This window comes from Rhodoplanes sp. P11 (assembly GCF_964266735.1).
In the GTDB taxonomy this organism is placed as follows: domain Bacteria; phylum Pseudomonadota; class Alphaproteobacteria; order Rhizobiales; family Xanthobacteraceae; genus Rhodoplanes; species Rhodoplanes serenus.
The window spans coordinates 436,732-462,037 of sequence record NZ_CAXWGY010000018.1 but is presented as its reverse complement, the minus strand read 5'-3'; the positions used below and the strand labels follow the sequence as shown (position 1 = coordinate 462,037).

Here is a 25,306-nt window from a genome sequence, read left to right as displayed (position 1 = left end):
CTGCATCAGCGCAGCATCAGCGCATCAGCGGGGTGCCGGTCATCTCCTTGGGCTGCGGCAGCTCCATCAGGGCGAGCAGCGTCGGCGCCAGATCGGCGAGGCGGCCGTCGGCGAGCCCCGTGGCGTCACCGCCGACCAGGATCACCGGGACCGGGTTCGTCGTGTGCGCCGTGTGCGGGCCGCCGGTGGTCGGATCGCGCATCAGCTCGCAATTGCCGTGGTCGGCGGTGACCAGCAGGGCGCCGCCCATGTCGCGGATCGCCGCCACGATGCGGCCGAGCCCGCCGTCGACCGTCTCCACCGCCTGGATGGCCGCCGGCAGGCTGCCGGTGTGGCCGACCATGTCGGGATTGGCGTAGTTCAGCACGATCAGGTCGTAGCGGCCGGAGCGGATCGCCTCGACGGCCTTGTCGGTCAGCTCGGGCGCCGACATCTCCGGCTGGAGGTCATAGGTCGCGACCTTGGGGGACGGCACCAGGATGCGGTCCTCGCCCGGATACTGCTGCTCCTCGCCGCCATTGAGGAAGTAGGTGACGTGCGGATACTTCTCGGTCTCGGCCATGCGCAGTTGCGTGCGGCCGGCCGCTGCCGTGACCGCGCCCAGCCCGTTGGCGAGGCTCTCGGGCGGGAAGATCGTGCCCATGAAGGCGTCGAGCTTCTCGCTGTACTGGGTCATGCCGACCGCGATGGCGATCTTCGGCCGGCGCGGGCGCGGGAAGCCGTCGAAGGCCGGATCGAGCAGGGCGCCGAGGATCTCGCGCACCCGGTCGGCGCGGAAGTTGAAGCACAGGATACCGTCGCCGTCGCGCATGCCGGCATAGTCGCCGATCACCGACGGCAGAATGAACTCGTCGCCGGTGCCGGCCGCATAGGCGGCCGCGATGGCGGCGGCGGCGTCCTCGTGGTGGGGGCCCTCGCCGGCCGCGATCGCCGCATACGCCTTCTCGACCCGGTCCCACCGCTTGTCGCGGTCCATGGCGAAGTAGCGGCCGCAGACGGTGGCGACCGGCACCGTCGCCGGCAGATCGGCAACCAGCTTCTCGACGAACTCGGCGCCCGAGCGGGGCGGCGTGTCGCGGCCGTCGGTGAGGACATGCATCACGGTCGGGATGCCGGCCAGCGCCAGGATGCCGGCGAGCGCGGCGCCGTGGTCCTGGTGCGAGTGGACGCCGCCGGGCGAGACGAGGCCGATCAGGTGGCAGGTGCCGCCGGTCTCGCGCAGCTTGTCGATCAGGCCGGTCAGCGCCGGCGCGGTCTCGATGGCGCCGGTCGCGATGGCGTCGCCGATGCGCGGCAGGTCCTGCATCACCACCCGGCCGGCGCCGATGTTGAGATGGCCGACCTCGGAATTGCCCATCTGACCGTCGGGCAGGCCGACATCCTTGCCGGAGGTGCGCAGGAAGGCGTGCGGGCAGGTCGCCCACAGCGCGTCGAAGGTCGGGGTGCGGGCCTGCCGGACGGCATTGTCGGCGCTCTCCTCGCGCCAGCCCCAACCGTCCAGGATCACCAGCATGACGGGACGACGCTTCTGCATGTCGGTGCCTCCGGGCGAGCCATGGCGAGCCATGCCGCACCGCCGTGGCGCGGCGCACCGACTATTGGAACCGGCCGTCCGCCGCGTCAATCCGCCGGTGACGCGCCACCGCCCGGGGATGGCGCGGCCGTCGTCCCGCTTCGGTGCCGGTCAGGCGATCCGCTGGCCGGTCTCCCAGCCGATGATGGCCCGCTTGCGGGTGAGGCCCCAGTGGTAGCCGGTGAGGTCGCCGCTCTTGGCGATCACACGGTGGCACGGCACCACGAAGCACAGCGGATTGCGGCCGATGGCGGCGCCGACCGCGCGGGCCGCCTTGGGCGAGCAGACGGTGCCGGCGACGTCCGAGTAGGTGGTGAGTCGGCCGAGCGGCACCCGCAGCAGGGTCTCCCACACCCGCACCTCGAAATCGGTGCCGATCATGACGATGCGGAGCGGCCGGTCCGGCCGCCAGGTCTGCGGGTCGAACACCCGGCGAGCGAGCGCCGCGGTGCCGTCCTGGTCGCGCACGTAGCCGGCGTTCGGCCAGCGCCGCTGCATGTCGGCGAAGGCCGCCTGCTCGCCGCCCTGCTCGGGGTCCGCGAAGGCGACGCCGGCGAGGCCGCGCGGGGTCGCCATCACCAGGGCGGTGCCGAACGGCGACGGATGGAACCCGTAGGTGAGCACCAGCCCGGCACCGCCCGCCTTCCACTCGCCCGGCGACATCGCCTCGTGGGTGACGAACAGGTCGTGCAGCCGGCCCGGCCCCGACAGGCCGACCTCGTAGGCGGCATCCAGCACGCTCGCCGACTCGCGCAGCAGTTTTCGCGCATGGTCCAGCGTCAGGGCTTGAAGGAAGGCTTTCGGGGTGAGCCCGGCCCAGCGGCGGAACAGCGCCGTCAGGCCGTCGGTGGACAGCCCGGCGGCATGCGCCACCGCCGGAATGTCGGGCTGCTCGCGCCAGTGCTCGGACATGAACGCGATGGCCCGGCGCACCCGATCGTAGTCCTCGGCGGCGCGGGCGAGGGGCGGACGGTCGGCGCGCTCCGGCGGCCGCACCGCGACGGGATTGGTCAGGGTCATGGTGCTCATGGTCCGGATCTAAGCAGACCCACCGCAGGGGTCCACCCGATTTCCGAGCACCGCCGGCGGCGCTCGCGTCGGACCCCGCCTCGCCTCCCACAGGGCTGCGGCGAGCGCGTCCGCGAACCCGGCCCGCTCGGCCGGCGACAGCCAGTGGCCGACCACCAGCCGGCGGCCGTGCGACACCAGAGCGAGGCGCACGAGGCCGAAATCCGGGTCGGTCTCGCGGTCGAGTCGTGCCCACACGGGGTTGAGGGTCCATTCGGCGACCCGCCCGGTCGCTGCGGTCCGCCGCACCGTGAGGCACGAGGGGGTGACGACGATCTCCTCGCGGGCGGCCGCGCGCCGGCCGTTGACCCGCAGCGCCCAATAGACGAGGGCGACATCCAGCCCTAGAAAGCCGGTGACCGGCCACGCTCCGGCCGCCAGGAACACCGCCCCCAGCAGCAGCCCGCAGCCGCCGATCACCAGCAGCACAACGCGCACTCCGCCCCGGTCGAGCGAGCGGTGCGGGGTGACGACGGCCGAGAACAGGGTCGGCTCGCGGGAAAAACCGGCGGTCATGGCGGCGGCGGACTCCGACGGGGGTTGCGGAGGTCGTGGCGGCGGCGATGCGACGACAACACGGGTGAGGCGACGATGATCCGCAAGCCGTCTGCCGGCGGGACCACGCAACGCGGCGGCCGAGCAAGCCGCACGCCGGCCGCTCCGGTCAAGGGGGCCGCCCGCCCCCGCAAGGCGGCGCCCGCCCCGGCGCCGGACGCTGCACCCCAGCCGTCGGCGCCACCGGCGACCGCTCGCACCACCCCCGCTGCCGGGCGCATCCCGGCGGCCCGGCGGGCGCCGCGCCCGGTGCGGGCGGCCGCGGCGCGGCCGTGGACCGCGGCCGAGATCGAGGCGGCGTTCCGTCGCTTCGCCGCCGCCAACCCGGAGCCCAAGGGCGAGCTCGAGCACGTCAACCCCTACACGCTCCTGGTCGCCGTGGTGCTGTCGGCGCAGGCGACCGACGCCGGCGTCAACAAGGCGACCCGCGGCCTGTTCGCGGTGGCCGACACGCCGGCCAAGATGGTGGCGCTCGGCGAGGCGCGGCTGCGCGAGCACATCAAGACCATCGGCCTGTTCAACACCAAGGCCAAGAACGTCATCGCGCTGTCGGAGAAGCTGATCGCCGAGCACGGCGGCATGGTGCCGGCGACACGCGACGCGCTGGAAGCGCTGCCCGGCGTCGGGCGCAAGACCGCCAATGTGGTGCTCAACATCGCCTTCGGGCAGGAGACCATGGCGGTCGACACCCACATCTTCCGGGTCGGCAACCGCACCGGCCTCGCCCCCGGCAAGACGCCGCTGGAGGTGGAGACGCGGCTCGAGGCGGTGGTGCCGAAACCGTACCGGCTGCACGCCCACCACTGGCTGATCCTGCACGGCCGCTACATCTGCACGGCGCTGAAGCCGCGCTGCCCGGCCTGCCCGATCGCCGATCTGTGCGGCTGGCCCGACAAGACCGCCTCGGCGCCGCCCGACCGAACGGCGGACTGAAGCGCGGCCGGCCGCCGCTCAGTGGCGCGCCAGCCGGTCGCGCGGGTCGGGCGGCTGCACCGAGAAGTCGTTGGGGTCGGCCGCGATCCGCTCGCGCTCGCGCCGCCGCTCGGCGGCCCGCTCGGCCGCCATCCGCTTGTGCAGATGCACCATGAAGGCGGTGGCGAACAGCGGCGTGGCGAAGTTGACGATGGGGATCAGCACGAAGGCGGCGATCAGCAGGCCGCCGGTGACGACGCGGGTGCGGTTGTCGCGCCACATCGCCTTGGCGTCGCGGATCGGCTGGAGCCGGACCGCCGCGATCAGGAAGTACTCGCGGCCGAGCAGATAGGCGGTGGCCAGGAAGAACACCACGGCGCCGGCGCCGGCGACCAGCAGGAACGGCGCCGCGCACAGATAGATCACCAAGGCCAGCAGGGCGGTCTTGGTGCCTTCCAGCACGGCGTAGCCGATCGGCGGCGCGATGCCGGGCGGGTCGTCGGGATAGTGGACGCGCTCCACCTCGGCGGCGACGTCGTCGGCATAGAAGCTCGCCACCAGCGAGGTGACGGCCGGCATCAGGAACACGGCGCCGGCGAACAGCCCGGCGCCGAGCGCGATCGCCAGAATCCAGCCGAGCACCGCCAGCGGGTTTTGGGCGGCCGGGCCCAGGGTGGTCTCCATCCAGGCGCCGCCGGCGCCGCCCAGCCAGGCGACCAGCTGATAGAGGCCGACCATCAGCACGGCGAGCAGCAAAAGGGCGAGCCCGGCCGACTTCAGCAGCACCGAGCGGAACGGCGGCGACAGCATCTGGGCGAGCGCCAGATAGGCGGCATGCAGCATGGGACCAACCTTCGTCGGAAGCGACCTGTCCGGCCGCCGGGCGCGTCGCGGCCCGGCGAACCCGCGCCTCGAAGCTCGTCGTCGGGCGTCCGCGTGACGGCCGGGGTGCCCCGGCCGCGACGCGACGGACCTTCACGTAGAGATCGGGGCCCGCCGCGGCAAGATCGTGTCGCCGCGGCCCCGCCGGTCGGTGGCCGGCGCGCGGCGTTTGCGGTGCCTGCCCGCTTGGGGCAAGTTGGCGCCCGGAGGGGGACACGCCATGCCGCCACTCGACCGCCGCAGCTTTCTCGCCGGCGCGGGCGCCACCGCGCTCGCCTGGCCTGGCATCGCCGCGGCGCAGGGCTCGGGCGAGCCCGACATCGTGGTGGTCGGGGCGGGCGCCGCCGGCATCGCGGCGGCCCGCCGTATCGCCGCCGCCGGCCGCCGCTGCGTCGTGGTCGAGGCGACCGACCGGATCGGCGGCCGCTGCTCCACCGACACGGCGATCTTCGGCGTCCCGTTCGACCGTGGCGCCCACTGGCTCTATGGCGCCGACATCAACCCGGTGGTGAAGCTCGCGGCCGGCACCGGCCTCGACGTCTATGCGGCGCCGCCGGGCCAGCGGGTGCGTATCGGTCGCCGTTACGCCCGCGAAAGCGAGCTGGAAGACTTCCTGGCCATCGTCGTGCGGGCCCACCGGGCGATCACCGAGGCGGCCCGCGGCAAGGCCGACGTATCGTGCCTCCAGGCGCTGCCCAAGGACCTGCTCGACTGGCGGGCCAGCGTCGAGTTCATCTTCGGCCCGCTGCTCTACGGCAAGGACCTGCGCGAGCTGTCGGCGGTGGACGTCTCGAAGGCGGCCGAGCGCGACCAGGGCGCCTTTTGCCGGCAGGGCGTCGGGGCCCTGATCGAGCGGCTCGCCGGCGGCGTCACGGTGCGGCTGTCGACCCCGGTCACCCGCATCAACACCTGGGTGCGCGGCAAGGTCGAGGTGGAGACGCCGCGCGGCACCCTGGTGGCGCGCGCCGCCATCGTGACCGCCTCCACGGGCGTGATGGCGGCCGGGAAAATCCGCTTCGACCCCGAGCTGCCCAAGCGCCATGTCGACGCCTTCGCCCGGCTCGGCCTCGGCAGCCAGGAGCAGGTGGTGCTGGAGCTGGCCGGCAATCCGCTCGGCCTCCAGCGCGACGATCTGATCTATGAGAAGGCCGACGGCCCCCGCTCGGCCGCCCTGCTCGCCAACATGGGCGACACGCCGCTGTGCATGGTCCAGCTCGGCGGCCGGCTCGGCCGCGACCTCGCCGGGCAGGGCGAGGCCGCGCTGGTCGACTACGCCCAGGAGTGGCTCGCCAAGCTGTACGGCGCCGATATCCGCAAGGCGGTGCGACGCACCCACGCGACCCGCTGGAGCCAGGCCCCGTTCGTGATGGGCTCGGCCTCGGCGGCGGCGATCGGCGGCTACGGGGCGCGTGCGGCGCTCGCCGAGCCGGTGCGCGATCGCGTCTGGTTCGCCGGCGAGGCCACCCACGAGACCCAGTGGGGAACGGTCGCCGGCGCCTGGCTGTCGGGAGAGCGCGCCGCCGAGGCGGCGATGCGCAAGCTCGGCTACATCACCACGCCACGCTCGGCTGGCGAGCCGGCCCGCGAGGCGCCCCGCAAGCCGCGGTCCCGGCCGGCCCCGGCCCGGCCACCCGCGCCACCGAGCTGGCCGTTCTGAGTGGCGTGCTTTTGCCGATTTCTGCAACTCGGGCTTTCGGATTAACCAATCCTCAGGTGGCCACCGAATAAGCTGGACCCTGCGCCATCGTGGTTCCGCGGCGCGCCCAGAGGCCATCATGCCGGATGACGATCGAGAACCGCAGGCCGGCGCCATGCGCGTGGCCGGACCGCAGCTCGGCCGGGTCGTTTCGGTGCGCGGCTCGCAGGCGACCATCGGCTTCTGCCATCACGACGTCGGCGCCCTGCGTGCCACCGTGGGCCGCTTCCTGGTGATCCGCAGCGGACCGGCCGTGCTGATCGGTGTCGTCACCGAGGTGACGCGGATGACGCACAGCCTGGTGCACGAGCCCGACGTGATCGCCACCGCGCGTCTCGACCTGATGGGCGAGATCGCCGCCGACGCCGGGGGGCGGCGTCGTTTTCGGCGCGGCATCGACCATTACCCGACGATCGGCGATCCGGTCGCGCTGATCGGCCACGACGAGCTGTGCATCGTCTACGACATCGGTCGCGACACCATCGAGATCGGCGAGCTTCAGCAGGACCCCTCGATCCGCGCCCGCATCGACGTCGACGACATGCTGAGCAAGCATTTCGCGGTGCTCGGCACAACCGGGGTCGGCAAGTCGAGCGGCGTCGCGCTGATCCTTCAGCAGACGCTGGCACGGCGTCCGGACCTGCGCGTCTTCCTGCTCGATGTCCACAACGAGTACGGCCGCTGCTTCCCCGATCACGCCCAGGTCCTCAATCCGCGCAATCTCAAGCTGCCGTTCTGGCTGTTCAACTTCGAGGAGATCGTCGACGTCTTCTTCGGCGCCCGCCCCGGCGTCGAGGAGGAGACCGCGATCCTGGCCGAGGTGATCCCGATCGCCAAGGTCAACTACCTCCAGTATCGCGGTGGAGAACGCCCGGCGCTCAAGCGGCTCGATCCGCGCAGCGCCGGCTTCACGGCGGAGACGCCGGTGCCCTATCGGCTCGCCGACCTGATCGGCCTGATCGACGAGCGCATGGGCCGGCTGGAGAACCGCACCAGCCGCATGGTCTATCACAAGCTGATCGGGCGCATCGAAGCGGTCGCCAACGATCCGCGCTACGCCTTCATGTTCGAGAACGCCAATGTCGGCGGCGACACCATGGCGGAGGTGATCTCGACGCTGTTCCGCCTGCCCGCCAACGGCCGGCCGATGACCATCATGCAGCTCGCCGGCTTTCCGGCCGAGGTGGTGGACTCGCTGGTGTCGGTGCTGTGCCGCCTGGCCTTCGACTTCGGCCTGTGGAGCGATGGCGCCGAGCCGCTGCTGTTCGTCTGCGAGGAGGCGCACCGCTACGCCTCGGCCGACCGCTCGATCGGCTTCGGCCCCACCCGCAAGGCGCTGTCGCGCATCGCCAAGGAAGGGCGCAAATACGGCGTCTATCTGGCCCTGGTCAGCCAGCGTCCGGCCGAGCTCGACGCCACCATCCTGTCGCAGTGCTCGACGCTGTTCGCCATGCGGATGGGCAACGACCGCGACCAGGCGCTGCTGCGCGCCGCGGTGCCGGATGCCGCCGCCAATCTGCTCGGCTTCGTGCCGTCGCTCGGCACCCGCGAGGTGCTGGCGTTCGGCGAGGGTGTGGCGTTGCCGACGCGGATGCGCTTCGGCGAGGTGCCGGCGCATCTGCTGCCACGCAGCGAAGCGGCCGGGCCGGCCCGCCTCGATGTCGCGAGCCGCCGCGATGTCGGCTTCGTCGCCTCGGTGTTGGAGCGTTGGCGCGCCGCCACCACGGCGGGCAATGTCCGGCTGGAGGAGTTTCAGCCCGCCGCCGACGAGGCGGCGGCGCTCGCCGGCAACCACGGCCTCGATCCCGATCGCTTCAAGATCCTGAAGAAGCCGCTCGCTCCCTCGCCCGGGCCGGCGGCTCCGGTGGCGCGCACGCCGCTCGGGTCCACGACCTGGCCGCGCTGACGGCGGAGCCGAGCGAGCGAACCGCGCGGGCCGGACCCGTTCGGTCCGACCCGCACGATCCGCGGCGCCGCGACGTCCCCGTCACGCCGGCTCGTCGTCGGGGATGTCGAGATCGAGCAGCGCCGAGCTCAGCGACTTGCCGTGAGCATCGAGCGCCAGCGAGCGGGTGACGCCGCCGCCGAGCGCATCGTGCATCACGAAGTTGAGCGCCGCGATCCGCGGCAGCTCGTAGCGCACCACCTCGCCTTTCACGATGTCGGCGAAATGCGCCTTGACGCGCTCCACCGTGACGGAGCGGCGCAGCCGCTCGTAGTTCGCCGGATCGAAGGCGATCACCGAGATGTTCGAGATGTTGCCCTTGTCTCCTGTGCGGGAATGGGCGAGTTCGCGCAGCTTCATGATCACGCCTCCAGGATCCGGACCGACGCGCCGACGAGGGCGCGCGGCAGCAGCACCGACTGCACCGCGACGATCTCGCGGGCCGACTTGACGGCGCCGCCGCCACCGGCGGGGCCGTTGGTGTAGAGCGTCTCCACCTCGTTGCCGATCCGCACGGCTTCGGCGAGCGTGTCGGTGCGGCCGGCGATGCGGGCGCGCACCTCCCAGGGCTCGCCGGCGCCGGCGGACCGCGCCGCGCCGTGCAGCGCGTCGATGCCGATCAGGTCGAAGCGCAGCTCGCTGGTCTTCACCGCCATCAGCGCCAGGCGCTCGCGCACGATGTCGAGGGCGAGACGGCCGCGCGCGACGGCGCCGGGCCCGGCGTAGGAGATCTGGCCTTCGCCGATGTAGCTGTCGATATAGCCGACCGAGACCTTGAGGGTGTCCGATCGGGCGCGGCCGGTGCCGCCGGTGACCCGCACGCGGTCGGGTCCGATCTCGGCGACCTCGACCTGCGAGAAGTCGGCGATCACGTCGGGCTGGAAGTAAGTCGCGGGGTCGTGCAGCTCGTAGAGAAGCTGCTCCTTGACGGTCTGCGACGTCACCTGGCCGCCCGAGTCGCCGACCTTGGTGACTACGAGGGTGCCGTCCTCCGACACCTCGCCGATCGGGAAGCCGAGCCGGCCGAGCCCGCCGACGTCCTTGACGCCCGGGTCGGCGAAGTAGCCGCCCGTCACCTGCCCGGCGCATTCGAGCAGATGGCCCACTACGGTGCCCTTGCCGAGCCTGTCCCAGTCGTCCATCGCCCAGCCGAACTCGCGGATCAGCGGCGCCATGAACAGCGCCGGGTCGGCGGCGCGGCCGGTGATCACCACGTCGGCGCCTTTCGCCAGCGCCTCGACGATCGGGGCGGCGCCCACATAGGCGTTTGCGGAGACGAGGCGGTTGCCGAGATCGGTGGTGGAGGCCCCGGTCTCTTCCAGGCGTCGCGGCGTCTCGCGGATCGCCGCGACCACGTCGTCGCCCGTCACCGCCGCCACCTTGAGGCCGGCGAGGCCGAGCTTGCGGGCGATCTCGACGGTCTTCTCGGCGGCGGCCTCCGGATTGGCGGCGCCCATGTTGGTGACGATCTTGATGCCCTTGGCCCGGCAGATCGGCAGCACCGCCGTCATGCGGGCGGCGAGCAGCGGATCGTAGCCGGCGGCCGGGTTCTTCATCTTGGCCTGCTGGGCGAGCGCGATGGTGCGCTCCGCCAGGCATTCGAAGACCAGGTAGTCGATGTCGCCCTTCTCGGCGAGCTCGACGGCAGGCTCGATGCGGTCGCCGGAATAGCCGGCGCCGGCGCCGATGCGGATGGTTCTCATGATGGGTGTCCTACGGATGATGTCGAAGCCGGGTCAGAGCGGCAGGATGCCGAGCACGACCGCCGTCACGGTCATCACGACCGACACGGCCCACAGCGGCAGGAAGCTGAACTTCTGGTGCTCGCCGAGCTCGATGCCGCACAGGCCGACGAGCAGGAAGGTGGCGGGCGTCAGCGGGCTGATCGGGAAGCCGACCGTCATCTGGCCCATGATGGCGGCCTGGCCCATCTGCACCGGCGGCACGCCGAGCACCTTGCCGGCCTCGGCCAGCACGGGCAGGACGCCGAAGTAGAAGGAGTCCGGATCGAACAGCAGGCTCAGCGGCATCGAGATCAGGCCGAGCACCGCCGGCATGTGGGCGGCGAACTCGGTCGGGACGTGGCCGGCCGCGAACCGCGCCATCTCGGTGAGCATCTTGGTGTCCTTCATGATGCCCGTGAAGACGCCGGCGGCGAGTAGGATCGAGGCCATCATCAGCGCCGCCTTGGCATGCGCGTCGACGCGCTCGCGCTGATCCTTGACGTTGGGATAGTTGATCAGCAGCGCCACCACGGTGCCGACCATGAAGCAGACGACCGGCTGCGCCACCTCGGTGATCATCGCGCCGAGCACCGCGAGCACCAGGACGACGTTGACGAGGAACAGCTTCGGACGAGCGAGATTCTTCTCGGCGTCGGTGAGGATCGGCCGGGTGTCGAGGGCGCCGATGTCGCCGCCGATCGTGCCGGCCGCGGTGAGGCGCCGCTCCTCGCGCAGGCCGAGGAACCAGGCGAACGCGAAGACGAACAGCAGGCCGGCGATCTGCACCGGCAGGACCGGCATGAACAGCTCGCCGATCGGGACCTGGAGCGAGGTCGCGGCGCGCAGCGTCGGGCCGCCCCACGGCAGCATGTTGGCGGTGCCGGCCGCCATGGCGACCACGCAGGCGAGCACCCGCTTGTCCATCTTGAGGCGGTCGAACAGCGGCAGCATGGCCGGGATGGTGACCAGGAACGTCACCGCCCCCGACCCGTCGAGATGCACGATGGCGGCCAGCACCGCGGCGCCGAGCACGATGCGCGACGGCCGCACGCCGACGACACGGAGAATGCCGTTGATGATCGGGTCGAGCGTTCCGGCGTCCTTGATCACGCCGAAGAACAGGATGGCGAACACGAACATGCCGACGACGGGCGCGATGCCGCGGACGCCGGCGACCGCGAACTTGCCGGTGTCGGCGACCGAGAAGCCGGCGAGCAGCGCGCCGGCCATCGGCACGATGATCAGCGCCGCCATCGGCGAGAGTTTCTTGGTGAGGATGCCGGCCAGCACCACGAGGATGACCAGCAGGCCGATCAGGGCGAGCATGACGGACCCCTTGGGTTCGTCGGAGCGCGGGGCGCGGCGGGCAGGCCCGCGGTCCGGAGGACAGGGACGCGACCGGCCGGCGCGTCCGCGCGAGCGGACGCGATGCGGTCGCCGGTGTGTATGTCTGGTCGATGACGGCCGCCGGCCCCGGCCGGGCGGCCGGCGACGGTCGGGACGTCGCTTCTTCTCCGGGGGTACGGCCAGGACTACGCCGACCCTCGAATAATACAATTGAAATTGCTTTATCGCCGCGATAGAGCGGCTTTATGGAGATCACCCTCCGCCAGATCCGCGCCTTCCTGGCCATCGTGCAGTTGCGCAGCTTCACCCGAGCGGCCGCGATGCTGCACCTCTCGCAGCCGGCCCTGACGGTGCAGATCCGCAATCTGGAGGCGGCGCTCGGTGTCAGGCTGCTCGATCGCGACAATCGTGCGGTCGAGGTCACGCGCGTCGGGCTGGAGTTGGTGCCCGTCCTGCAACGCACCATCGGGGATCTCGATGCCGCGCTGGTCGACCTGCGCGAGATCGGCGCCGGCCGCCGCGGCACCGTGCGGGTGGCGGCGCTGCCGAGCTTCGCGGCCTCGCTGTTGCCGGACGTGATCGTCACATGCCGGCGCGCCAACCCGGCGCTCGCCTTTGTGGTGCGCGACGCCATCGCCAGCCAGGTGGTCGCGATGGTGCGCAGTGAGGACGTCGATCTCGGCATCACCGGCGGCGTGGTCGCCGATGCCGAGCTGGACGTGCTGCACGAGACCACCGATCAGCTCTGCCTGGTCTTTCAGGAGGCCCATCCGATCGGCCGCAAGCGCCGGATCGGCCTGCGGGATCTCGTCGACCTGCCGCTCGTCCTCACCAATCCGGGGACCAGCGTGCGCGACGTGATCGATGCCGCCCTGATGACCATCGGCCGCACCCCGACGGTCGCCTGCGAGGTGACCTACATGATGTCGGCGGTCGCCATGGTGCGGGCGGGGCTCGGCGTCACGGTGCTGCCGCGCTCGGCGCGCGAGACCCGGGTGGAGCGCGGCATCCGGGCGCGCGCGATCGACGATCCCGCCTTCGCGCGGCCGGTGGTGCTGGTGAAGAAGAAGGGCCGGACGCTGCCACCCGCCTCGCTGGCGTTCCGCGATGCTTGCATCGCTGCCATGCGCCGAGCGCTGCGGTCGTGATCACGCGGCGCCGCCGGCGGGCCGCGCCGACGCTGGACATCAGGCGCGGGCGTTCTCGCCTCCGGCGGACGGCGGCACGAACAGCAGCTTGTCGATACGGCGGCCGTCCATGTCGATCACCTCGACCCGCCAGTCGCCGACCGCGAAGGTGTCTCCCTCGATCGGGATGCGGGCGAGGCGCTCGAGCGCGAGGCCGGCGGCGGTGTGGAACTCGCCGCCCGCGCTGGGCAGCCCGAGCTTGTTGGCCAGCTCGTCGATCGCCACCCGGCCGTCGACCAGATAGGTGCCGTCGGGCCGCGGCGTGATGTCCTCCGGCATCGGCTCGTGCTCCTCCGGCAGGTCGCCGGCGATCTCCGAGAGGATGTCGGTGAGGGTGACCAGGCCGAGAAAGTCGCCGTACTCGTCGACCACGAAGGCGATGTGCACCGGCACCTTGCGGAACATCTCCAGCATGCGCAGCACGCTGACGTTCTCGGGCACATAGACGGGCTCGCGCAGATGCGCCTCGAGCTGGAGGCCGCGTCCGGCCAGGAGCCCTTCCACCAGGTCCTTCTTCTGCATGACGCCGAGCGGCCGGCCGAGATCGCCGCCGCGCGCCACCACGAGGCGCGAATAGGGGCACTCCGCCACCTCGCGCGCCACCTGGGCGGGGTCGTCGTCGAGATCGATCCAGTAGACATCGGGCCGCGGCGTCATCACGGCGACGACGGGCCGGTCGGCGAGCGCCAGCACGCCGTGGATCATCTGCTCCTCGACCTTCTCGATGACGCCGGCCTCGGTGCCTTCCGCGATGGTGAAGCGCACCTCCTCCTCGGTGACGACGGCGGCCGAGCGCCGCTCGACCCCGAGCAGGGCCAGGAGCCCGGCCGATGATCGTTCGAGCAGCCAGACGAACGGTCGGAACAGATAGCCGACCACGAATAGCGGCCGGGTGATGCGGGCCGCGATGGCCTCCGGCGCCGACAGGGCGATCTGCTTCGGCACCAGCTCGCCGAGCACCACCGACAGCGCCGTGATGGCCACCACGACGAGCACCACGGCGAGCTCGTTGCCGTAGGGCGCCACCGCCGGGATGGAGTCGAGCACCGGACCGAGCCGCTGGCCCAGCGTGGCGCCGCCGAAGGCACCCGACAGGATGCCGATCAGCGTGATGCCGACCTGCACGGCGGAGAGGAAGCGGCCCGGATTGTCAGCGAGCAGCAGCGCCTGGGCGGCGCCGGGGCGGCCGTCGTCGGCCATCTGCTGCAACCGCAACCGCCGCGACGACACCACGGCGAGTTCCGCCATGGCGAAGAAGCCGTTGACGAGGAAGAGCGCGATCAGAACGGCAATTTCCAGAACTACGTCCATTTCCCTAAGTTAGAGCCCCTAGGATCGAAAGAAAATCAGAGTTTCGCGCCGCGCATGGACGGTTTGATCTTTCGCAGCGATTCGCCACATGATCTGGTTCGAGATCGCATCCCGCGACCCCCGCCTCAGATTTTCGAAGACAATCGACAGGAGAAGAGGATGCTCGAGACCGTCGCGAGCTTCGACCGCATCGGCGAGGAGAATGCGTTCGCGGTGCTGGCCCGGGCCACCGAGCTTGCCGCGCGCGGGCGCGACATCATCAATCTCGGCATCGGCCAGCCGGACTTCCGCACGCCCGACCACATCGTCGAGGCCGCCGTCAAGGCGCTGCGCGACGGGCATCACGGCTACACCCCGGCGATCGGCATCCTGCCGCTGCGCGAGGCGGTGGCGGCCGACCTGAACGCGCGGTACGGCGTCGATGTGTCGCCCGCCGAAGTCATGATCATGCCGGGCGGCAAGCCCACGATGTTCATGTCGATCCTCATGTTCGGCGAGCCGGGTGTCGACATCCTCTACCCCGATCCGGGCTTCCCGATCTACCGCTCGATGATCGAGTTCACCGGCGCCCGCCCGGTGCCGGTGCCGATCCGCGAGGAGAACGGCTTCGCCTTCTCGGCCGAGGAGACGCTGTCGCTGATCACGCCGCAGACCCGTCTGCTGATCGTCAACTCGCCCGCCAACCCGACCGGCGGCGTGACGCCCAAGGCCGAGGTCGACAAGCTCGTCGCCGGCCTCGCCAAGTGGCCCAAGGTCGCGGTGATGTCGGACGAGATCTACGACCACATGGTCTACGACGGCGAGACCCATGTGTGCCTGCTCGGCTATCCGGAGATCCGCGATCGTCTCATCCTCCTCAACGGCTGGTCGAAGACCTACGCGATGACAGGCTGGCGGCTCGGCTACGCGGTGTGGCCCGGCAAGCTCTACGACAATGCCCGCAAGCTCGCCGTGAACCTTCACTCCTGCGTCAACGCGGCGGCCCAGTATGCGGGGTTGGCGGCGCTCACCGGCCCGCAGGATGCCGCCGCCGCGATGGTGGCCGAGTTCGACCGCCGCCGGAAGGTGGTGGTGGAGGGTCTCAACCGGCTCCCCGGCGTCTCCTGCGCGACCCCGAAGGGTGCCTTCTACGCCTTCCCGAACGTCGGCCGCACCGGCTGGAAGGCCAAGCCGCTCGCCTCGGCGCTGCTCGACGAGGCCGGCGTCGCGGTGATCGGCGGGCCGGACTTCGGCGTCTGCGGCGAGGGCTACATTCGTCTCTCCTACGCCAACTCGACCGAGAACATCGTCAAGGCGCTCGACCGCATGGGCGAGTTCCTGGCCAACCGCAAGGCGGCGTAGCGCGGCGCGAGCGTGCCAGGCCGACGCGGCGCGGGCCGCGTCGGGCACCCTGGAGCGGAATCCGATCCAACTGGCTCGTGTTCCGCTCAGAAGTCTTTGCATGATCGCATTTTCGACGGCGAACCGGCGTCCACTTCGCCGGACAATGCTCTAATGCACGGCGGCATCGGTGCGCGGCACGATGGCGCCGCGGTGGCGGATGACGCGCGCGGCCAGCCGATGGGCCACGCCGGCGGCCTCGGGCGGGGCCTCCCCGGCGAGCCGCGCCGCCAGATAGCCGGCGTTGAAGCCGTCGCCCGCCGCGGTCGGGTCGACCGGCACCACCACCTCGGGCACCGGCACGTAGGCGTGGGTCTGCTGGGCGTGGGTCTGCGTCGTCTGGTGTCCGCCGACGGCGAGCAGCGCCCCCTTGGCGCCGTTCTTCACGACGATCTCGCCGATGCCGAACGCCTGGAGCCGTGCCACCGTCGCCTCCGGGCTCGGATCGCCCCACAGCAGCGCCTCGTCCTCGAAGGTGGGCAGCGCGATGTCGACGCGCTTGAGCGCCTCCATGTAGACGGCGCGGGTGCGACCGGCGTCGGCGGTCCAGCCGCGCGGCCGGAAGTTGCCGTCGAACGCCACCTTGGCGCCGTGCTGACGAGCGAGCTCGACGACGGCCAGGAACCGCCCGACCCCCTCGTTGGCGAAGAGCGACAGCGTGATGCCCGAGAAGTAGATCAGCCGCGCCGTCAACAGCCCCTCGGCGACGCGGCCCCAGTCGGGAAGCTCGAACAGCGCGCGGGCGGGCGCGCTGTCGCGCCAATAGTGGAACAGCGGCGTCGTGCCGGGCTCGCCGTCGGCCAGATAGAGGCCCGGCAGCCGGCCCGGCACCCGCAGCATCAGGTCGCAGCCGACGCCCTCGGCGGACGCGAGCGCCAGGATGCGGTCGGAATAGATGTCGTCGCCGAGCGCGGTGGCGTGTGCCACCGGCACGCCGGCACGCGCCAGATAGATCGCGGTCGAGAAGGTGTCGCCGCCGCACGACAGGGCGAAGCGTCCGTCCGCGCCGCGCGCCAGCTCGATCATGACCTCGCCGACGGTGACGACGCGGGTGCGGGTGGGGTTCATGACGGGGCTCGGCTTTCGGGGCCGGCATAGCGGCCGGCCGTGTGGGGAAACAGCGCCTTGACGATCTTCAGCTTGGAGATGTCGACGGTGGCGTCCATGTGCAGGAAGATCGTCGCGTCACGAAACAGCTTCTCGACGCCGAAGTCGAGCATCACGCCGTTGCCGCCGTGCAGCTCCAGGGCGTGCTGGGCGACCTTGAAGATCTCCTCCGAGGCGTAGACCTTGGCCATGTTGCACAGGGCGTCGGCGTCGGGGTCCTTGTCGTCGACCGCGCGGGCCGCACGGCCGAGCAGGGCGCGCACCGCCTCCAATCGCGTCGCCATGTCGGCGAGCCGCAGCGCCACCGCCTGATGCTTGATCAGGATCTGGCCGCCCTGCACGTAGCTCTGCACGTAGTCGGCCGTCACCTCGAAGGCGCGCATGCCGACGCCGAGATTCTTGGCCGCCTGGATGATCTTGCCGGGCCGGAAATAGATGCCGGCGCGGCCGAGCGCGTCGTTCTCGACGAGGAGATGATCGTCCGGCACCCACAGGTCCTCGAACACCAGCTCGCCATTGTTCATGAAGCGGCAGCCCAGGGTCTCGTTGCAGCGGGCGACGGTGAGCCCCGGCGTGTCGCGCGGCACCAGGAAGCTCGACGTCCCTTGCAGCATGCCGACCGCTGGATCGGTGTTGGCGTAGACCACATAGAGGCCGGCATCGAAGCCGTTGGAGATGAACTGCTTGCGGCCGTTGATCAGCCAGCCGCCGTTCCGGCGCACCGCGCGGGTGTGCATGGCGGCCTCCGGCACGTTGTAGGGCAGCCAGCGGTCGGAGGCGCCGCGCGGCTCGGTGAGGCAATGGGCCAGCAGGAACTGCGGGTCCTCCATCAACCGGCCGAACCACTGCTTCTGGAGATGCGCCGGCGCCACATTGCGCAGCAGCACCGCCACCTTCCAGTTCTGCACCAGCTTGTCGGCGAGCCCCGAGTCGCCGCGGGCGATCTCCTCGGCGATCAGCGCGAAGGTCGCCACCTCGGCGGCGGGATCGAGCTCGACGCCGCCGTACTGCTCCGGGACGCCGAGGGTGCGGATGCCGACGCGCTCGGCGCCTTCGAGGATCGCGGCCGGCAGCCGCGCCTCCGGCCGCAGGTCCCATTCGCGCTGCCACTCGCGGCGGATGAAGGGCAGCACCACGTCGTCCACGAAGGCGCGGCAGGAGCTGCGCATCAGGCGCTGCTCCTCGGTCAGATGGGGATCGGGCATGGGTCCTCGGGCGTGTTGTCGTTAGGACCGAGCATAGAGAGATCGCGGTCCGTGCAAAAGCGGTCCGGCTGATCACAGGGGTTGCGCGATCGCTCCGCCTGTTGCGGTGAGCGAACCGGATCGCGCCCGCTGGCACTCTTTGGTCAGACTCGGTGAACCGTGCGGCGGTTCCGGAATTGTCTTCGGGGCCGACACTCCGTCAGGTGCTCGGCGCCTGACCCGCCTTCCGTCGTTTCCCGCCGGAGTCTCCGCTTGTCGTCGCGCCTCGCTCGCCTCGTCTTCGCCCTGCTCGGGGCCGGCCTGCTGCCGTCCGCCGCCCCGGCCGTCGCCGGGACCGCGCTGACGGCCGATGCCGTGAACACCGCCCGCTACGACGCGGCGGCCCTGGGCGGCCTCTCGCCGGTGGTGCTGCGAGCCCAGATTCTCCTCGATCGCGCCGGCTTCTCGCCCGGGGCGATCGACGGCGTCGTGTCGGACAATCTGCGCCGGGCGCTGGTGATGGTGCAGCGTCGCTACGAGCTCGACGATCACGGCGAGCTGGACGAGGCCACCTTCGCGGCGCTGATCGAGACCGACGACGGGCCGGTGCTCGGCGACTACGAGATCACCCGCGCCGACACGGCGGGGCCGTTCGTGCCCGACATCCCGTCCGAGCTGGAGGCGATGGCGCGGCTCCGCCGCCTCGCCTACACGGGGCCACGCGAGCGCCTGGCTGAGACGTTCCACATCGATGCGCGGCTCCTGGTGCTGCTCAATCCCGGCGTCTCGTTCGACGGGCCCGGCACCCGAATCGTGGTGCCGCGGATCGCGCGCCCGGCCGGGTCCGCCCAGAAGGTGGCTCGCATCGCGGTCGAGAAGCAGCAGCGCCGTGTCCTCGCCTTCGATCCCGATGGGCGCCTGGTGGCGTCCTATCCGGCTTCGATCGGCAGCGACGACAAGCCGACCCCGTCCGGTCTCTTCACCATCACCAAGGTGGCTCGTCTGCCGGTGTGGCGCTACAACCCGCGCTTCGCCTTCAAGGAGGTGAAGGGCGGCCGCGCCTTCAACGTGGCGGCGGGACCCAACAGCCCGCTCGGCACCGTGTGGATCGGCCTGACGGCGCCGAGCTACGGCATCCACGGCACCGCCCTGCCCGAAGAGGTCGGGGTCGCCGACTCGCATGGCTGCGTGCGGCTGACCAACTGGGACGTCCAGGCGCTCGCCGCCATGGTGCAGAAGGGCGCCACGGTCGAGTTCATCGAGTGATACCAACGGCAGACCTCTCGGACTGCATCCTCCGTCATGGCCGGGCTTTGTCCCGGCCATCCACGTCTTTGCTGATGCTCGGTTTGACGTCGTGGATGCCCGGCACGAAGGCCGGGCATGACGAGTCAGCATCAGCGGCCACGGTATGGAAGTGGTTCCGGGTAATCCGTTCGTCATCGTTCCGGGGCGCGGCACCCTGCTGCTCCACCCTAGGCGCCTCGGGTTGGTTGCGGCGCGCCAGCATTCTGGCTAGCGTGCGAGCGATGGGGATGGGGTTCCCCCGAAACCGCCGCGCCGGGCCGACCCGCCAGGTTCGACCGACCGGCTGATGACTCCTGCTGCGCACGCCCGCCGTGCACGCGGCGGGAGTCCGTCCCGAGCCGCGCCATGGCGGACATCGTTCGGGAACGAGGCGGATGACGGCTTATCTCTGGATCGCGATCGGCAGCGCGCTCGGCGGCATGGCGCGCTTCTGGTGCTCGGGCGTGGTGGCGCGCCTCGTCGGCGAGACCTTTCCGTGGGGCACCCTGACCGTCAACGTGGTGGGCTCCTTCATCATCGGCTTCTTCGCCGTGATCAGCGGACCGGACGGGCGGCTCCTGGTCGGCACGCCGGTGCGCCAGTTCGTGATGATCGGCCTGTGCGGCGGCTACACCACGTTCTCGTCCTTCAGCATCCAGACCCTGGAGCTGATGCGCGACGGCCAGTGGCTCCAGGCGGGCGGCAACGTGGTCCTCTCCGTGGTTCTGTGCCTCGTCGCCGTGTGGGCCGGCGCCGCCGCGGCGACGGCCGTCAACACCATGCGCTGGGTGTGAGGGAGGGTGTGATGACGCTGCCGCGCGATGCCGTGCTGCTGCGGATCTTCGTCGGCGAAGACGACAAGACCGAACGCCGGCCGCTCTACGAGGCGATCGTGCTGAAGGCGCGCGAGCATGGGCTCGCCGGCGCCACGGTGCTGCGCGGGCCGCTCGGCTTCGGCCATTCGTCGCGGCTGCACACCACCAAGATCCTGCGCTTGTCGGCCGACCTGCCGATGGTGATCGAGATCGTCGACACGCCCGAGAAGATCGAGGCCTTCTTGCCGGTGCTCGACACCATCATGACGTCGGGCCTCGTCACGCTGGAGAAGGTGCAGGTCCTGCAATACGGCGAGACCCGCAACGGCAAGGCGTGACCGGCGCCGGTTGAGCATTTTCCGGCGAAGTGGACGCCGGTTCGCCGTTGACAATGCAATCGCGTTAGCACCCGGCGTCACCTCTCCCCGTCCACGGGGAGAGGTCGGATCGGAGGCCGACGATCCGGGTGAGGGGGCGTCACCGCTCATCAAGACACCGAGGTGGCCGCAACCGCTGCAACCCCTCACCCGTCTCGCCTCTTCGAGGCGAGCCACCCTCTCCCCGCTTCGCGGGGCGAGGGAGCGCCGGCGCCCGGGTTTGTGGCCGATCCAACGGGAGGGGCGGCTGGCGCCTCAGCGCATCGGCTGCATGCCGAGCTTGTGCAGGAGCTGCATGTCCCGGTCGGGCTCCGGGTTCGGGGTGGTCAACAGCTTCTGCCCGTAGAAGATCGAGTTGGCGCCAGCCAGGAAGCACAGCGCCTGCATCTCCTCGCTCATCTCCTCGCGGCCGGCCGAGAGGCGGACCATCGAGGCCGGCATGGTGATGCGGGCGACCGCGATGGTGCGCACGAACTCCAGCCCGTCGATCGGCGCCACCCCGGCGAGCGGGGTGCCCTCGACCTGGACCAGCAGGTTGATCGGCACCGACTCGGGATGGTCCGCCAGGGTGGCGAGCGCATGCACCATGCCGACCCGGTCCTCCCGCGACTCGCCCATGCCGACGATGCCGCCGCAGCACACGTTGATGCCGGCGTCGCGCACATGCGCCAGGGTGTCGAGACGGTCCTGATAGGTCCGGGTGGTGATGATGTTGCCGTAGAACTCCGGCGAGGTGTCGAGGTTGTGGTTGTAGTAGTCGAGCCCGGAGTCCTTGAGCCGGTGCGCCTGCTTCTGCGTCAGCATGCCGAGCGTCATGCAGGTCTCGAGCCCGAGCGAGCGCACGCCTTCGACCATGGCGCAGACCATGTCGAGGTCGCGATCCTTCAGCTCGCGCCAGGCGGCGCCCATGCAGAAGCGGCCGGCGCCGGCCGCCTTGGCGTCCCGGGCGGCGGCCAGCACGGTCTCCACCGGCATCAGCTTCTCGAGCTGGACGGTGGTCTCGTGGTGGGCGCTCTGCGGGCAGTAGCCGCAATCCTCGGAGCAGCCGCCGGTCTTCACCGACAGAAGCGTCGAGATCTGCACCTCGCGGGGGTCGAACCGCTCGCGGTGGACGCGCTGTGCCGTGAACATCAGCTCGGGGAACGGCAAGTCGAACAGCGCGCGAATCTCCTCGCGCGTCCAGTCGTGACGAACCAGGCCCGCGGGCGGCAGCAGCGCGCCGGCGGCCTCGGAAACGGGGCGGGTGCGATCATCCATGATGGCGCGACCATGGCGAGCGGGCCGGCGAAATGCAAGAGGCTCCGCCGGAGCGCAGGGCCGCACGGCGCTGGCGGCGGGGCCGGATCGACGGCCCCGGGTCGTGCTGGTCCGGATCGTGCAGGCTCGCGAGGCGCGGGCCGGCGAAGGGCCGGGACCGGGGAGCCGGACGGGTCATCCGCTGGGGCGGCTCGCGGACAGGGGGAGGCGATATGCGCGTGCTGGTGATCTATGCCCATCCGGTGGAGACGAGCTTCAACGCGGCGGTGCACGCCAGGGCTGTGGCGGCGCTGCGGGGGGCCGGCCACACGGTCGACGACTGCGACCTCTATGCCGAGGGCTTCGACCCGGTGCTGAGCCGCAGCGAGCGGATCGACTATCACGACACGGCGGTGAACCGGCGGCCCGTCCAGGCCCATGTCGACCGGCTGCTCGCCGCCGAGGCGCTGGTGCTGGTCTTCCCGGTGTGGTGCTTCGGGCTGCCCGCGATGCTGAAAGGCTGGTTCGACCGGGTGCTGATGCCGGGCGTCGCCTTCGACATCAGCGATCCGGCGAACGTCCGGCCGGCCCTCACCCATCTGAGACGCATCGCCGCGGTGACCACCTATGGCCGGCCGCGCTGGACCGCGCTCCTGATGGGCGATCCGCCCCGCAAGGTGATCACCCGCTATCTACGGGTGCTGACCGGCGGCCGCGCCAAGATCACCTACACGGCGCATTATCACATGAACGTCTCGACCGACGCGACCCGCACCGCGCATCTGGAGAAGGTGGCGCGGGTGATGAAGGGGCTGTGACGGCCGGCCCGAGGGCGCCCGCCGGGAGACGGCGCCCGGTGCCGCTCGCGGCTCAGAACAGCCCGGTGAGGCGGCCGTCCGGGCCGACGTCGATGCCAACGGCGGCCGGCAGGCGCGGCAGGCCCGGCATCGTCATGATGTCTCCGCAGATCGCCACCACGAAGCCGGCGCCGGCGGCGAGCCGCACCTCGCGCACATGCACGATGTGGTCGGCGGGAGCGCCCTTGATCTCGTGGTTGGTGGTGAAGCTGTACTGCGTCTTGGCGATGCACACCGGCAGCCGGCCGAAGCCCGCGGCCTGGTAGGCGGCGAGCTGCTCGGCCACCGGGGCGTCGAGCGCGATGTCCTTGGCCCGGTAGATCTCGCGCGCCACCGTGCGGATCTTCTCGATCAGCGGCATGTCGTCGGGATAGAGCAGCGTCATGCGGCTGCGGCCGCTCTCGGCCGCCGCCACCACGGCGCGGGCGAGATCGACGGCACCCTTGCCGCCCTCCGCCCAGTGGTCGGCCACCACGGCCGTGACGCCGAGCGCCGCGCAGGCATCGCGCACCAGCGCCACCTCGGCCGGCGTGTCGGCGCTGAAGCGATTGATCGCCACCACCGGGACGAGCCCGAGCTTCTGCACGTTCTCGACGTGTCGGCGCAGGTTCGACAGCCCCTCCTCCAGGGCCGCCAGGTTCTCGTGCCGCAGGTCCTCTTTCTTGGCTCCGCCGTGCATCTTGAGGGCGCGGACGGTGGCCACCAGCACCACGCAGTCGGGGGCGAGCCCGGTCATCCGGCACTTGATGTCGACGAACTTCTCGGCCCCGAGGTCGGCCCCGAAGCCCGCCTCGGTGACCACCCAATCGGCGAGCTTGAGCGCCGTCGTGGTGGCGATCACCGAATTGCAGCCATGCGCGATGTTGGCGAACGGGCCGCCATGCACGAAGGCCGGGGTGCCTTCGAGCGTCTGCACCAAATTGGGGGCGAGCGCCTCCTTCAGCAGCGCCGTCATGGCGCCGGCGGCGCCGAGGTCGCGGGCGCGGATGGGCGCGCGGTCGCGGGTCGACGCCACGATGATCTCGCCGAGCCGGGCCTTGAGGTCGGCGAGGTCGCGGGCCAGGCAGAAGATCGCCATCACCTCGGAGGCGACCGTGATGTCGAACCCGGCCTCGCGCGGAAACCCGTTCGCGGCGCCGCCGAGCGAGCACACGATGTCGCGCAGCGCGCGGTCGTTCATGTCGACCACCCGCCGCCAGGTCACCCGCCGCGAATCGATGCCGAGCGCGTTGCCCCAGTAGATGTGATTGTCGATCATCGCGGCGAGCAGATTGTGGGCCGCCCCGATGGCGTGGAAGTCGCCGGTGAAGTGGAGGTTGATGTCCTCCATCGGCACCACCTGCGCATAGCCGCCGCCCGCGGCGCCGCCCTTCTGCCCGAAGGAGGGGCCGAGGCTCGGCTCGCGCAGGCACACCATCGCCTTCTCGCCGAGATGGACGAGCGCGTCGGCGAGCCCCACCGTCGTGGTGGTCTTGCCCTCGCCGGCCGGCGTCGGGGTGATGGCGGAAACCAGGATCAGCCGGCCCTGCGGCCGATCTTTCAGGCTGTCGACGAGGTCGAGCGAGAGCTTGGCCTTGTAGCGGCCATAAGGCTCGAGGTCGTCGGCCGCGATGCCGAGTTTTTCACGCGCGAGATCGACGATCGGGCGCTTGGGGGCGTCCTGGGAGATCGCGATGTCGGATTTCGGCGCGGCGTGCTGGGAGGCGGGCATTGCGGACGGCCTGGATGCGGGACCGGGGGCGGTCCCGAGTGGTACAGCAATCGGGCCGTGCGTCGAAGTCTCCCGCCGCAGGCGCGGGCCGGCGGTCGCGCCGGCCCGAGATATCCCGCTCGATCAGTAGACCAGCACCGGAGTCTTGCGGACGTGGCTGCGGTCGGTGATCTGCTGCACCAGGAAGTCGGCCACGTCGGCGCGCGAGATGGTGCCGTTGTGCCAGTCCTGGGGCTCGGTCAGCACCCGATAGGTGCCGAGCCGGTGGCCGTTGGTCAGGATGCCGGGCCGCGCGATGGTCCAGTCCAGGCTGCTCGCCTTGATGAGCTTCTCCTGAATGTCCTTGTCGTCGTAGGCGCGGCCGAACACCAGCCGGAACGGGATGTATTGCAGGAACGAGATGCTCGACTTGCTGTCGCCCGCCCCGAAGCCGGTGACGGCGATCAGCCGCCGCACGCGCTTCGCCTCCATGGCGGGCAGCAGAACGCGGGTCGACTTGGAAAAGAGCTGCACCGGGCCGAGCATGTCGCCGAGCCCGATCCCGAGGGTCTGGATCACCACGTCGACGCGATCGAGCGCCGCCTCGACGTCCTCGGTCTTGAGGGCGTTGCCTTTCACCACCTCCAGCCGGGAGGTGTCGGCGCCCACCAGCCGCACCGGGGTGCGCGCAAAGGCCCGCACCGTGTGGCCGGCCGCGAGGGCGCGCTGGACCGTCTCCAGGCCGATCCCCTTGCTGGCTCCGATGATCAATACACGCGCCATGACGCCGTTCTCCTGAACTCGTGATCCGTCTCGTTGCGGTCGTCCTCGTTGCGGTCGTCCCGCCGCGGGCGGCCGCGCCCTGCGTCGATACGTCCGGCCGGGTCGCCCGGACCGCCGAGCGCCGCCGAAAACGGCGCGCCCGAGGCGGCGGTTGCGATTCGCGGCCGCCGGGCCGCCGCAGCGCGGTCGGACCCGGCGGTGCCTCGAGCCGGCGATGGAGAAAAGCCCGGTCCCGCCCCGCGAATCAAGACGCCGCGACAACCAATTTGCTGCGGCGCCCGTTCACAGGGCCCTGAGTGTCCGGAATCGTCCGCGATGTCGTGCGCTTGTGATCGATTCGGGCGATCTGCGGGCCGTCGACGCGACGCCTCGGTCCGAACAGTCGACAAA

General features: G+C 71.0%; 22 protein-coding genes and 1 riboswitch. Of the genes, 9 read left to right on the top strand and 13 right to left on the bottom strand.

The window, feature by feature from the left end; all coding sequences use genetic code 11:
- Positions 1-16: 16 nt before the first annotated feature.
- From gpmI to ACFQUV_RS18995, 3 genes are all read right to left on the bottom strand, one after another.
- Positions 17-1,534, bottom strand: coding sequence for a 2,3-bisphosphoglycerate-independent phosphoglycerate mutase (gene gpmI, locus ACFQUV_RS19005; protein WP_129607279.1), 1,518 nt, complete (start codon positions 1,532-1,534; stop codon positions 17-19).
- A 150-nt stretch (positions 1,535-1,684) separates the two neighbouring features.
- Positions 1,685-2,593, bottom strand: a complete 909-nt coding sequence (locus ACFQUV_RS19000) for a bifunctional helix-turn-helix domain-containing protein/methylated-DNA--[protein]-cysteine S-methyltransferase (RefSeq protein ID WP_371851651.1) — start codon at positions 2,591-2,593, stop codon at positions 1,685-1,687.
- An 18-nt stretch (positions 2,594-2,611) separates the two neighbouring features.
- Entirely contained in the window at positions 2,612-3,157 is a 546-nt protein-coding gene (locus tag ACFQUV_RS18995; protein ID WP_129607281.1) for a DUF2244 domain-containing protein, read from the bottom strand.
- A 75-nt stretch (positions 3,158-3,232) separates the two neighbouring features.
- Between ACFQUV_RS18995 and nth the strand changes: the two genes are divergently transcribed.
- On the top strand, positions 3,233-4,129 hold the full coding sequence (nth, locus tag ACFQUV_RS18990; RefSeq protein ID WP_129607282.1) for an endonuclease III: 897 nt from the start codon (positions 3,233-3,235) through the stop codon (positions 4,127-4,129).
- 18 nt (positions 4,130-4,147) lie between these two features.
- Here nth and ACFQUV_RS18985 read toward each other — a convergent pair whose 3' ends face one another.
- Entirely contained in the window at positions 4,148-4,951 is an 804-nt protein-coding gene (locus ACFQUV_RS18985; RefSeq protein ID WP_111388742.1) for a sulfate transporter family protein, read from the bottom strand.
- A 259-nt stretch (positions 4,952-5,210) separates the two neighbouring features.
- Here ACFQUV_RS18985 and ACFQUV_RS18980 point away from each other — a divergent pair, with 259 nt between their 5' ends.
- Positions 5,211-6,647 (top strand): NAD(P)/FAD-dependent oxidoreductase, encoded by a 1,437-nt coding sequence (locus tag ACFQUV_RS18980; RefSeq protein ID WP_129607283.1) that lies wholly within the window; start codon positions 5,211-5,213, stop codon positions 6,645-6,647.
- Positions 6,648-6,765: 118 nt separating this feature from the next.
- Positions 6,766-8,592: an ATP-binding protein gene (locus ACFQUV_RS18975; RefSeq protein ID WP_244601419.1), complete on the top strand. Its 1,827-nt coding sequence runs from the start codon at positions 6,766-6,768 to the stop codon at positions 8,590-8,592.
- Positions 8,593-8,673: 81 nt separating this feature from the next.
- Here ACFQUV_RS18975 and ACFQUV_RS18970 read toward each other — a convergent pair whose 3' ends face one another.
- Genes ACFQUV_RS18970 through ACFQUV_RS18960 form a run of 3 tightly spaced genes read right to left on the bottom strand, consistent with a single transcriptional unit; the run spans position 8,674 to position 11,681 of the window.
- On the bottom strand, positions 8,674-8,991 hold the full coding sequence (locus ACFQUV_RS18970; protein ID WP_111387847.1) for a hypothetical protein: 318 nt from the start codon (positions 8,989-8,991) through the stop codon (positions 8,674-8,676).
- A 2-nt stretch (positions 8,992-8,993) separates the two neighbouring features.
- Positions 8,994-10,334: an acyclic terpene utilization AtuA family protein gene (locus ACFQUV_RS18965; RefSeq protein WP_129607284.1), complete on the bottom strand. Its 1,341-nt coding sequence runs from the start codon at positions 10,332-10,334 to the stop codon at positions 8,994-8,996.
- 33 nt (positions 10,335-10,367) lie between these two features.
- Positions 10,368-11,681: a CitMHS family transporter gene (locus tag ACFQUV_RS18960; protein WP_129607285.1), complete on the bottom strand. Its 1,314-nt coding sequence runs from the start codon at positions 11,679-11,681 to the stop codon at positions 10,368-10,370.
- Between the two features lie 266 nt (positions 11,682-11,947).
- Here ACFQUV_RS18960 and ACFQUV_RS18955 point away from each other — a divergent pair, with 266 nt between their 5' ends.
- Positions 11,948-12,850, top strand: coding sequence for a LysR family transcriptional regulator (locus tag ACFQUV_RS18955; protein ID WP_129607286.1), 903 nt, complete (start codon positions 11,948-11,950; stop codon positions 12,848-12,850).
- Positions 12,851-12,889: 39 nt separating this feature from the next.
- On the opposite strand, the gene ACFQUV_RS18950 is transcribed toward ACFQUV_RS18955, so the two are convergent.
- A complete protein-coding gene (locus ACFQUV_RS18950; RefSeq protein WP_129607287.1) occupies positions 12,890-14,200 on the bottom strand; it encodes a hemolysin family protein in 1,311 nt (436 codons plus the stop codon).
- A 159-nt stretch (positions 14,201-14,359) separates the two neighbouring features.
- Between ACFQUV_RS18950 and ACFQUV_RS18945 the strand changes: the two genes are divergently transcribed.
- The gene (locus ACFQUV_RS18945; RefSeq protein ID WP_129607288.1) at positions 14,360-15,541 is read left to right on the top strand and encodes a pyridoxal phosphate-dependent aminotransferase; all 1,182 of its coding nucleotides are present in this window, start codon (positions 14,360-14,362) and stop codon (positions 15,539-15,541) included.
- Between the two features lie 150 nt (positions 15,542-15,691).
- Here the strand turns inward: ACFQUV_RS18945 and ACFQUV_RS18940 are convergent, their stop codons facing one another.
- Together ACFQUV_RS18940 and ACFQUV_RS18935 are read right to left on the bottom strand one after the other, a co-directional pair.
- The gene (locus tag ACFQUV_RS18940; protein ID WP_129607289.1) at positions 15,692-16,648 is read right to left on the bottom strand and encodes a sugar kinase; all 957 of its coding nucleotides are present in this window, start codon (positions 16,646-16,648) and stop codon (positions 15,692-15,694) included.
- Entirely contained in the window at positions 16,645-17,892 is a 1,248-nt protein-coding gene (locus ACFQUV_RS18935) for an acyl-CoA dehydrogenase family protein (RefSeq protein WP_129607290.1), read from the bottom strand. Before ACFQUV_RS18935 ends, ACFQUV_RS18940 begins: the two co-directional genes overlap by 4 nt.
- A 252-nt stretch (positions 17,893-18,144) precedes the next feature.
- Between ACFQUV_RS18935 and ACFQUV_RS18930 the strand changes: the two genes are divergently transcribed.
- From ACFQUV_RS18930 to ACFQUV_RS18920, 3 genes are all read left to right on the top strand, one after another.
- Entirely contained in the window at positions 18,145-19,137 is a 993-nt protein-coding gene (locus tag ACFQUV_RS18930) for a L,D-transpeptidase (RefSeq protein ID WP_244601420.1), read from the top strand.
- Positions 19,138-19,393: 256 nt separating this feature from the next.
- Positions 19,394-19,482: riboswitch (Fluoride riboswitch) on the top strand.
- 71 nt (positions 19,483-19,553) lie between these two features.
- Positions 19,554-19,952, top strand: a complete 399-nt coding sequence (gene crcB / locus ACFQUV_RS18925; protein ID WP_111386835.1) for a fluoride efflux transporter CrcB — start codon at positions 19,554-19,556, stop codon at positions 19,950-19,952.
- A gap of 11 nt (positions 19,953-19,963) precedes the next feature.
- Entirely contained in the window at positions 19,964-20,311 is a 348-nt protein-coding gene (locus ACFQUV_RS18920; RefSeq protein ID WP_111386832.1) for a DUF190 domain-containing protein, read from the top strand.
- Between the two features lie 294 nt (positions 20,312-20,605).
- On the opposite strand, the gene bioB is transcribed toward ACFQUV_RS18920, so the two are convergent.
- Entirely contained in the window at positions 20,606-21,607 is a 1,002-nt protein-coding gene (gene bioB / locus ACFQUV_RS18915; protein WP_129607291.1) for a biotin synthase BioB, read from the bottom strand.
- A gap of 212 nt (positions 21,608-21,819) precedes the next feature.
- On the opposite strand from bioB, the gene ACFQUV_RS18910 reads away from it, so the two are divergent.
- Positions 21,820-22,404 (top strand): NAD(P)H-dependent oxidoreductase, encoded by a 585-nt coding sequence (locus ACFQUV_RS18910; RefSeq protein WP_129607292.1) that lies wholly within the window; start codon positions 21,820-21,822, stop codon positions 22,402-22,404.
- A gap of 52 nt (positions 22,405-22,456) precedes the next feature.
- Here ACFQUV_RS18910 and ACFQUV_RS18905 read toward each other — a convergent pair whose 3' ends face one another.
- Entirely contained in the window at positions 22,457-24,154 is a 1,698-nt protein-coding gene (locus ACFQUV_RS18905; protein WP_129607293.1) for a formate--tetrahydrofolate ligase, read from the bottom strand.
- A 123-nt stretch (positions 24,155-24,277) separates the two neighbouring features.
- Entirely contained in the window at positions 24,278-24,916 is a 639-nt protein-coding gene (locus ACFQUV_RS18900) for an NAD(P)-dependent oxidoreductase (RefSeq protein WP_111388522.1), read from the bottom strand.
- Positions 24,917-25,306: the final 390 nt, after the last annotated feature.

Bases quoted from the DNA above. Each gene is read 5' to 3' on its own strand.
- gpmI (WP_129607279.1), bottom strand. From the start codon at position 1,534: ATGCAGAAGCGTCGTCCCGTCATGCTGGTGATCCTGGACGGTTGGGGC.
- ACFQUV_RS19000 (WP_371851651.1), bottom strand. From the start codon at position 2,593: ATGACCCTGACCAATCCCGTCGCGGTGCGGCCGCCGGAGCGCGCCGAC.
- ACFQUV_RS18995 (WP_129607281.1), bottom strand. From the start codon at position 3,157: ATGACCGCCGGTTTTTCCCGCGAGCCGACCCTGTTCTCGGCCGTCGTC.
- nth (WP_129607282.1), top strand. From the start codon at position 3,233: ATGATCCGCAAGCCGTCTGCCGGCGGGACCACGCAACGCGGCGGCCGA.
- ACFQUV_RS18985 (WP_111388742.1), bottom strand. From the start codon at position 4,951: ATGCTGCATGCCGCCTATCTGGCGCTCGCCCAGATGCTGTCGCCGCCG.
- ACFQUV_RS18980 (WP_129607283.1), top strand. From the start codon at position 5,211: ATGCCGCCACTCGACCGCCGCAGCTTTCTCGCCGGCGCGGGCGCCACC.
- ACFQUV_RS18975 (WP_244601419.1), top strand. From the start codon at position 6,766: ATGCCGGATGACGATCGAGAACCGCAGGCCGGCGCCATGCGCGTGGCC.
- ACFQUV_RS18970 (WP_111387847.1), bottom strand. From the start codon at position 8,991: ATGAAGCTGCGCGAACTCGCCCATTCCCGCACAGGAGACAAGGGCAAC.
- ACFQUV_RS18965 (WP_129607284.1), bottom strand. From the start codon at position 10,334: ATGAGAACCATCCGCATCGGCGCCGGCGCCGGCTATTCCGGCGACCGC.
- ACFQUV_RS18960 (WP_129607285.1), bottom strand. From the start codon at position 11,681: ATGCTCGCCCTGATCGGCCTGCTGGTCATCCTCGTGGTGCTGGCCGGC.
- ACFQUV_RS18955 (WP_129607286.1), top strand. From the start codon at position 11,948: ATGGAGATCACCCTCCGCCAGATCCGCGCCTTCCTGGCCATCGTGCAG.
- ACFQUV_RS18950 (WP_129607287.1), bottom strand. From the start codon at position 14,200: ATGGACGTAGTTCTGGAAATTGCCGTTCTGATCGCGCTCTTCCTCGTC.
- ACFQUV_RS18945 (WP_129607288.1), top strand. From the start codon at position 14,360: ATGCTCGAGACCGTCGCGAGCTTCGACCGCATCGGCGAGGAGAATGCG.
- ACFQUV_RS18940 (WP_129607289.1), bottom strand. From the start codon at position 16,648: ATGAACCCCACCCGCACCCGCGTCGTCACCGTCGGCGAGGTCATGATC.
- ACFQUV_RS18935 (WP_129607290.1), bottom strand. From the start codon at position 17,892: ATGCCCGATCCCCATCTGACCGAGGAGCAGCGCCTGATGCGCAGCTCC.
- crcB (WP_111386835.1), top strand. From the start codon at position 19,554: ATGACGGCTTATCTCTGGATCGCGATCGGCAGCGCGCTCGGCGGCATG.
- ACFQUV_RS18920 (WP_111386832.1), top strand. From the start codon at position 19,964: ATGACGCTGCCGCGCGATGCCGTGCTGCTGCGGATCTTCGTCGGCGAA.
- bioB (WP_129607291.1), bottom strand. From the start codon at position 21,607: ATGGATGATCGCACCCGCCCCGTTTCCGAGGCCGCCGGCGCGCTGCTG.
- ACFQUV_RS18910 (WP_129607292.1), top strand. From the start codon at position 21,820: ATGCGCGTGCTGGTGATCTATGCCCATCCGGTGGAGACGAGCTTCAAC.
- ACFQUV_RS18905 (WP_129607293.1), bottom strand. From the start codon at position 24,154: ATGCCCGCCTCCCAGCACGCCGCGCCGAAATCCGACATCGCGATCTCC.
- ACFQUV_RS18900 (WP_111388522.1), bottom strand. From the start codon at position 24,916: ATGGCGCGTGTATTGATCATCGGAGCCAGCAAGGGGATCGGCCTGGAG.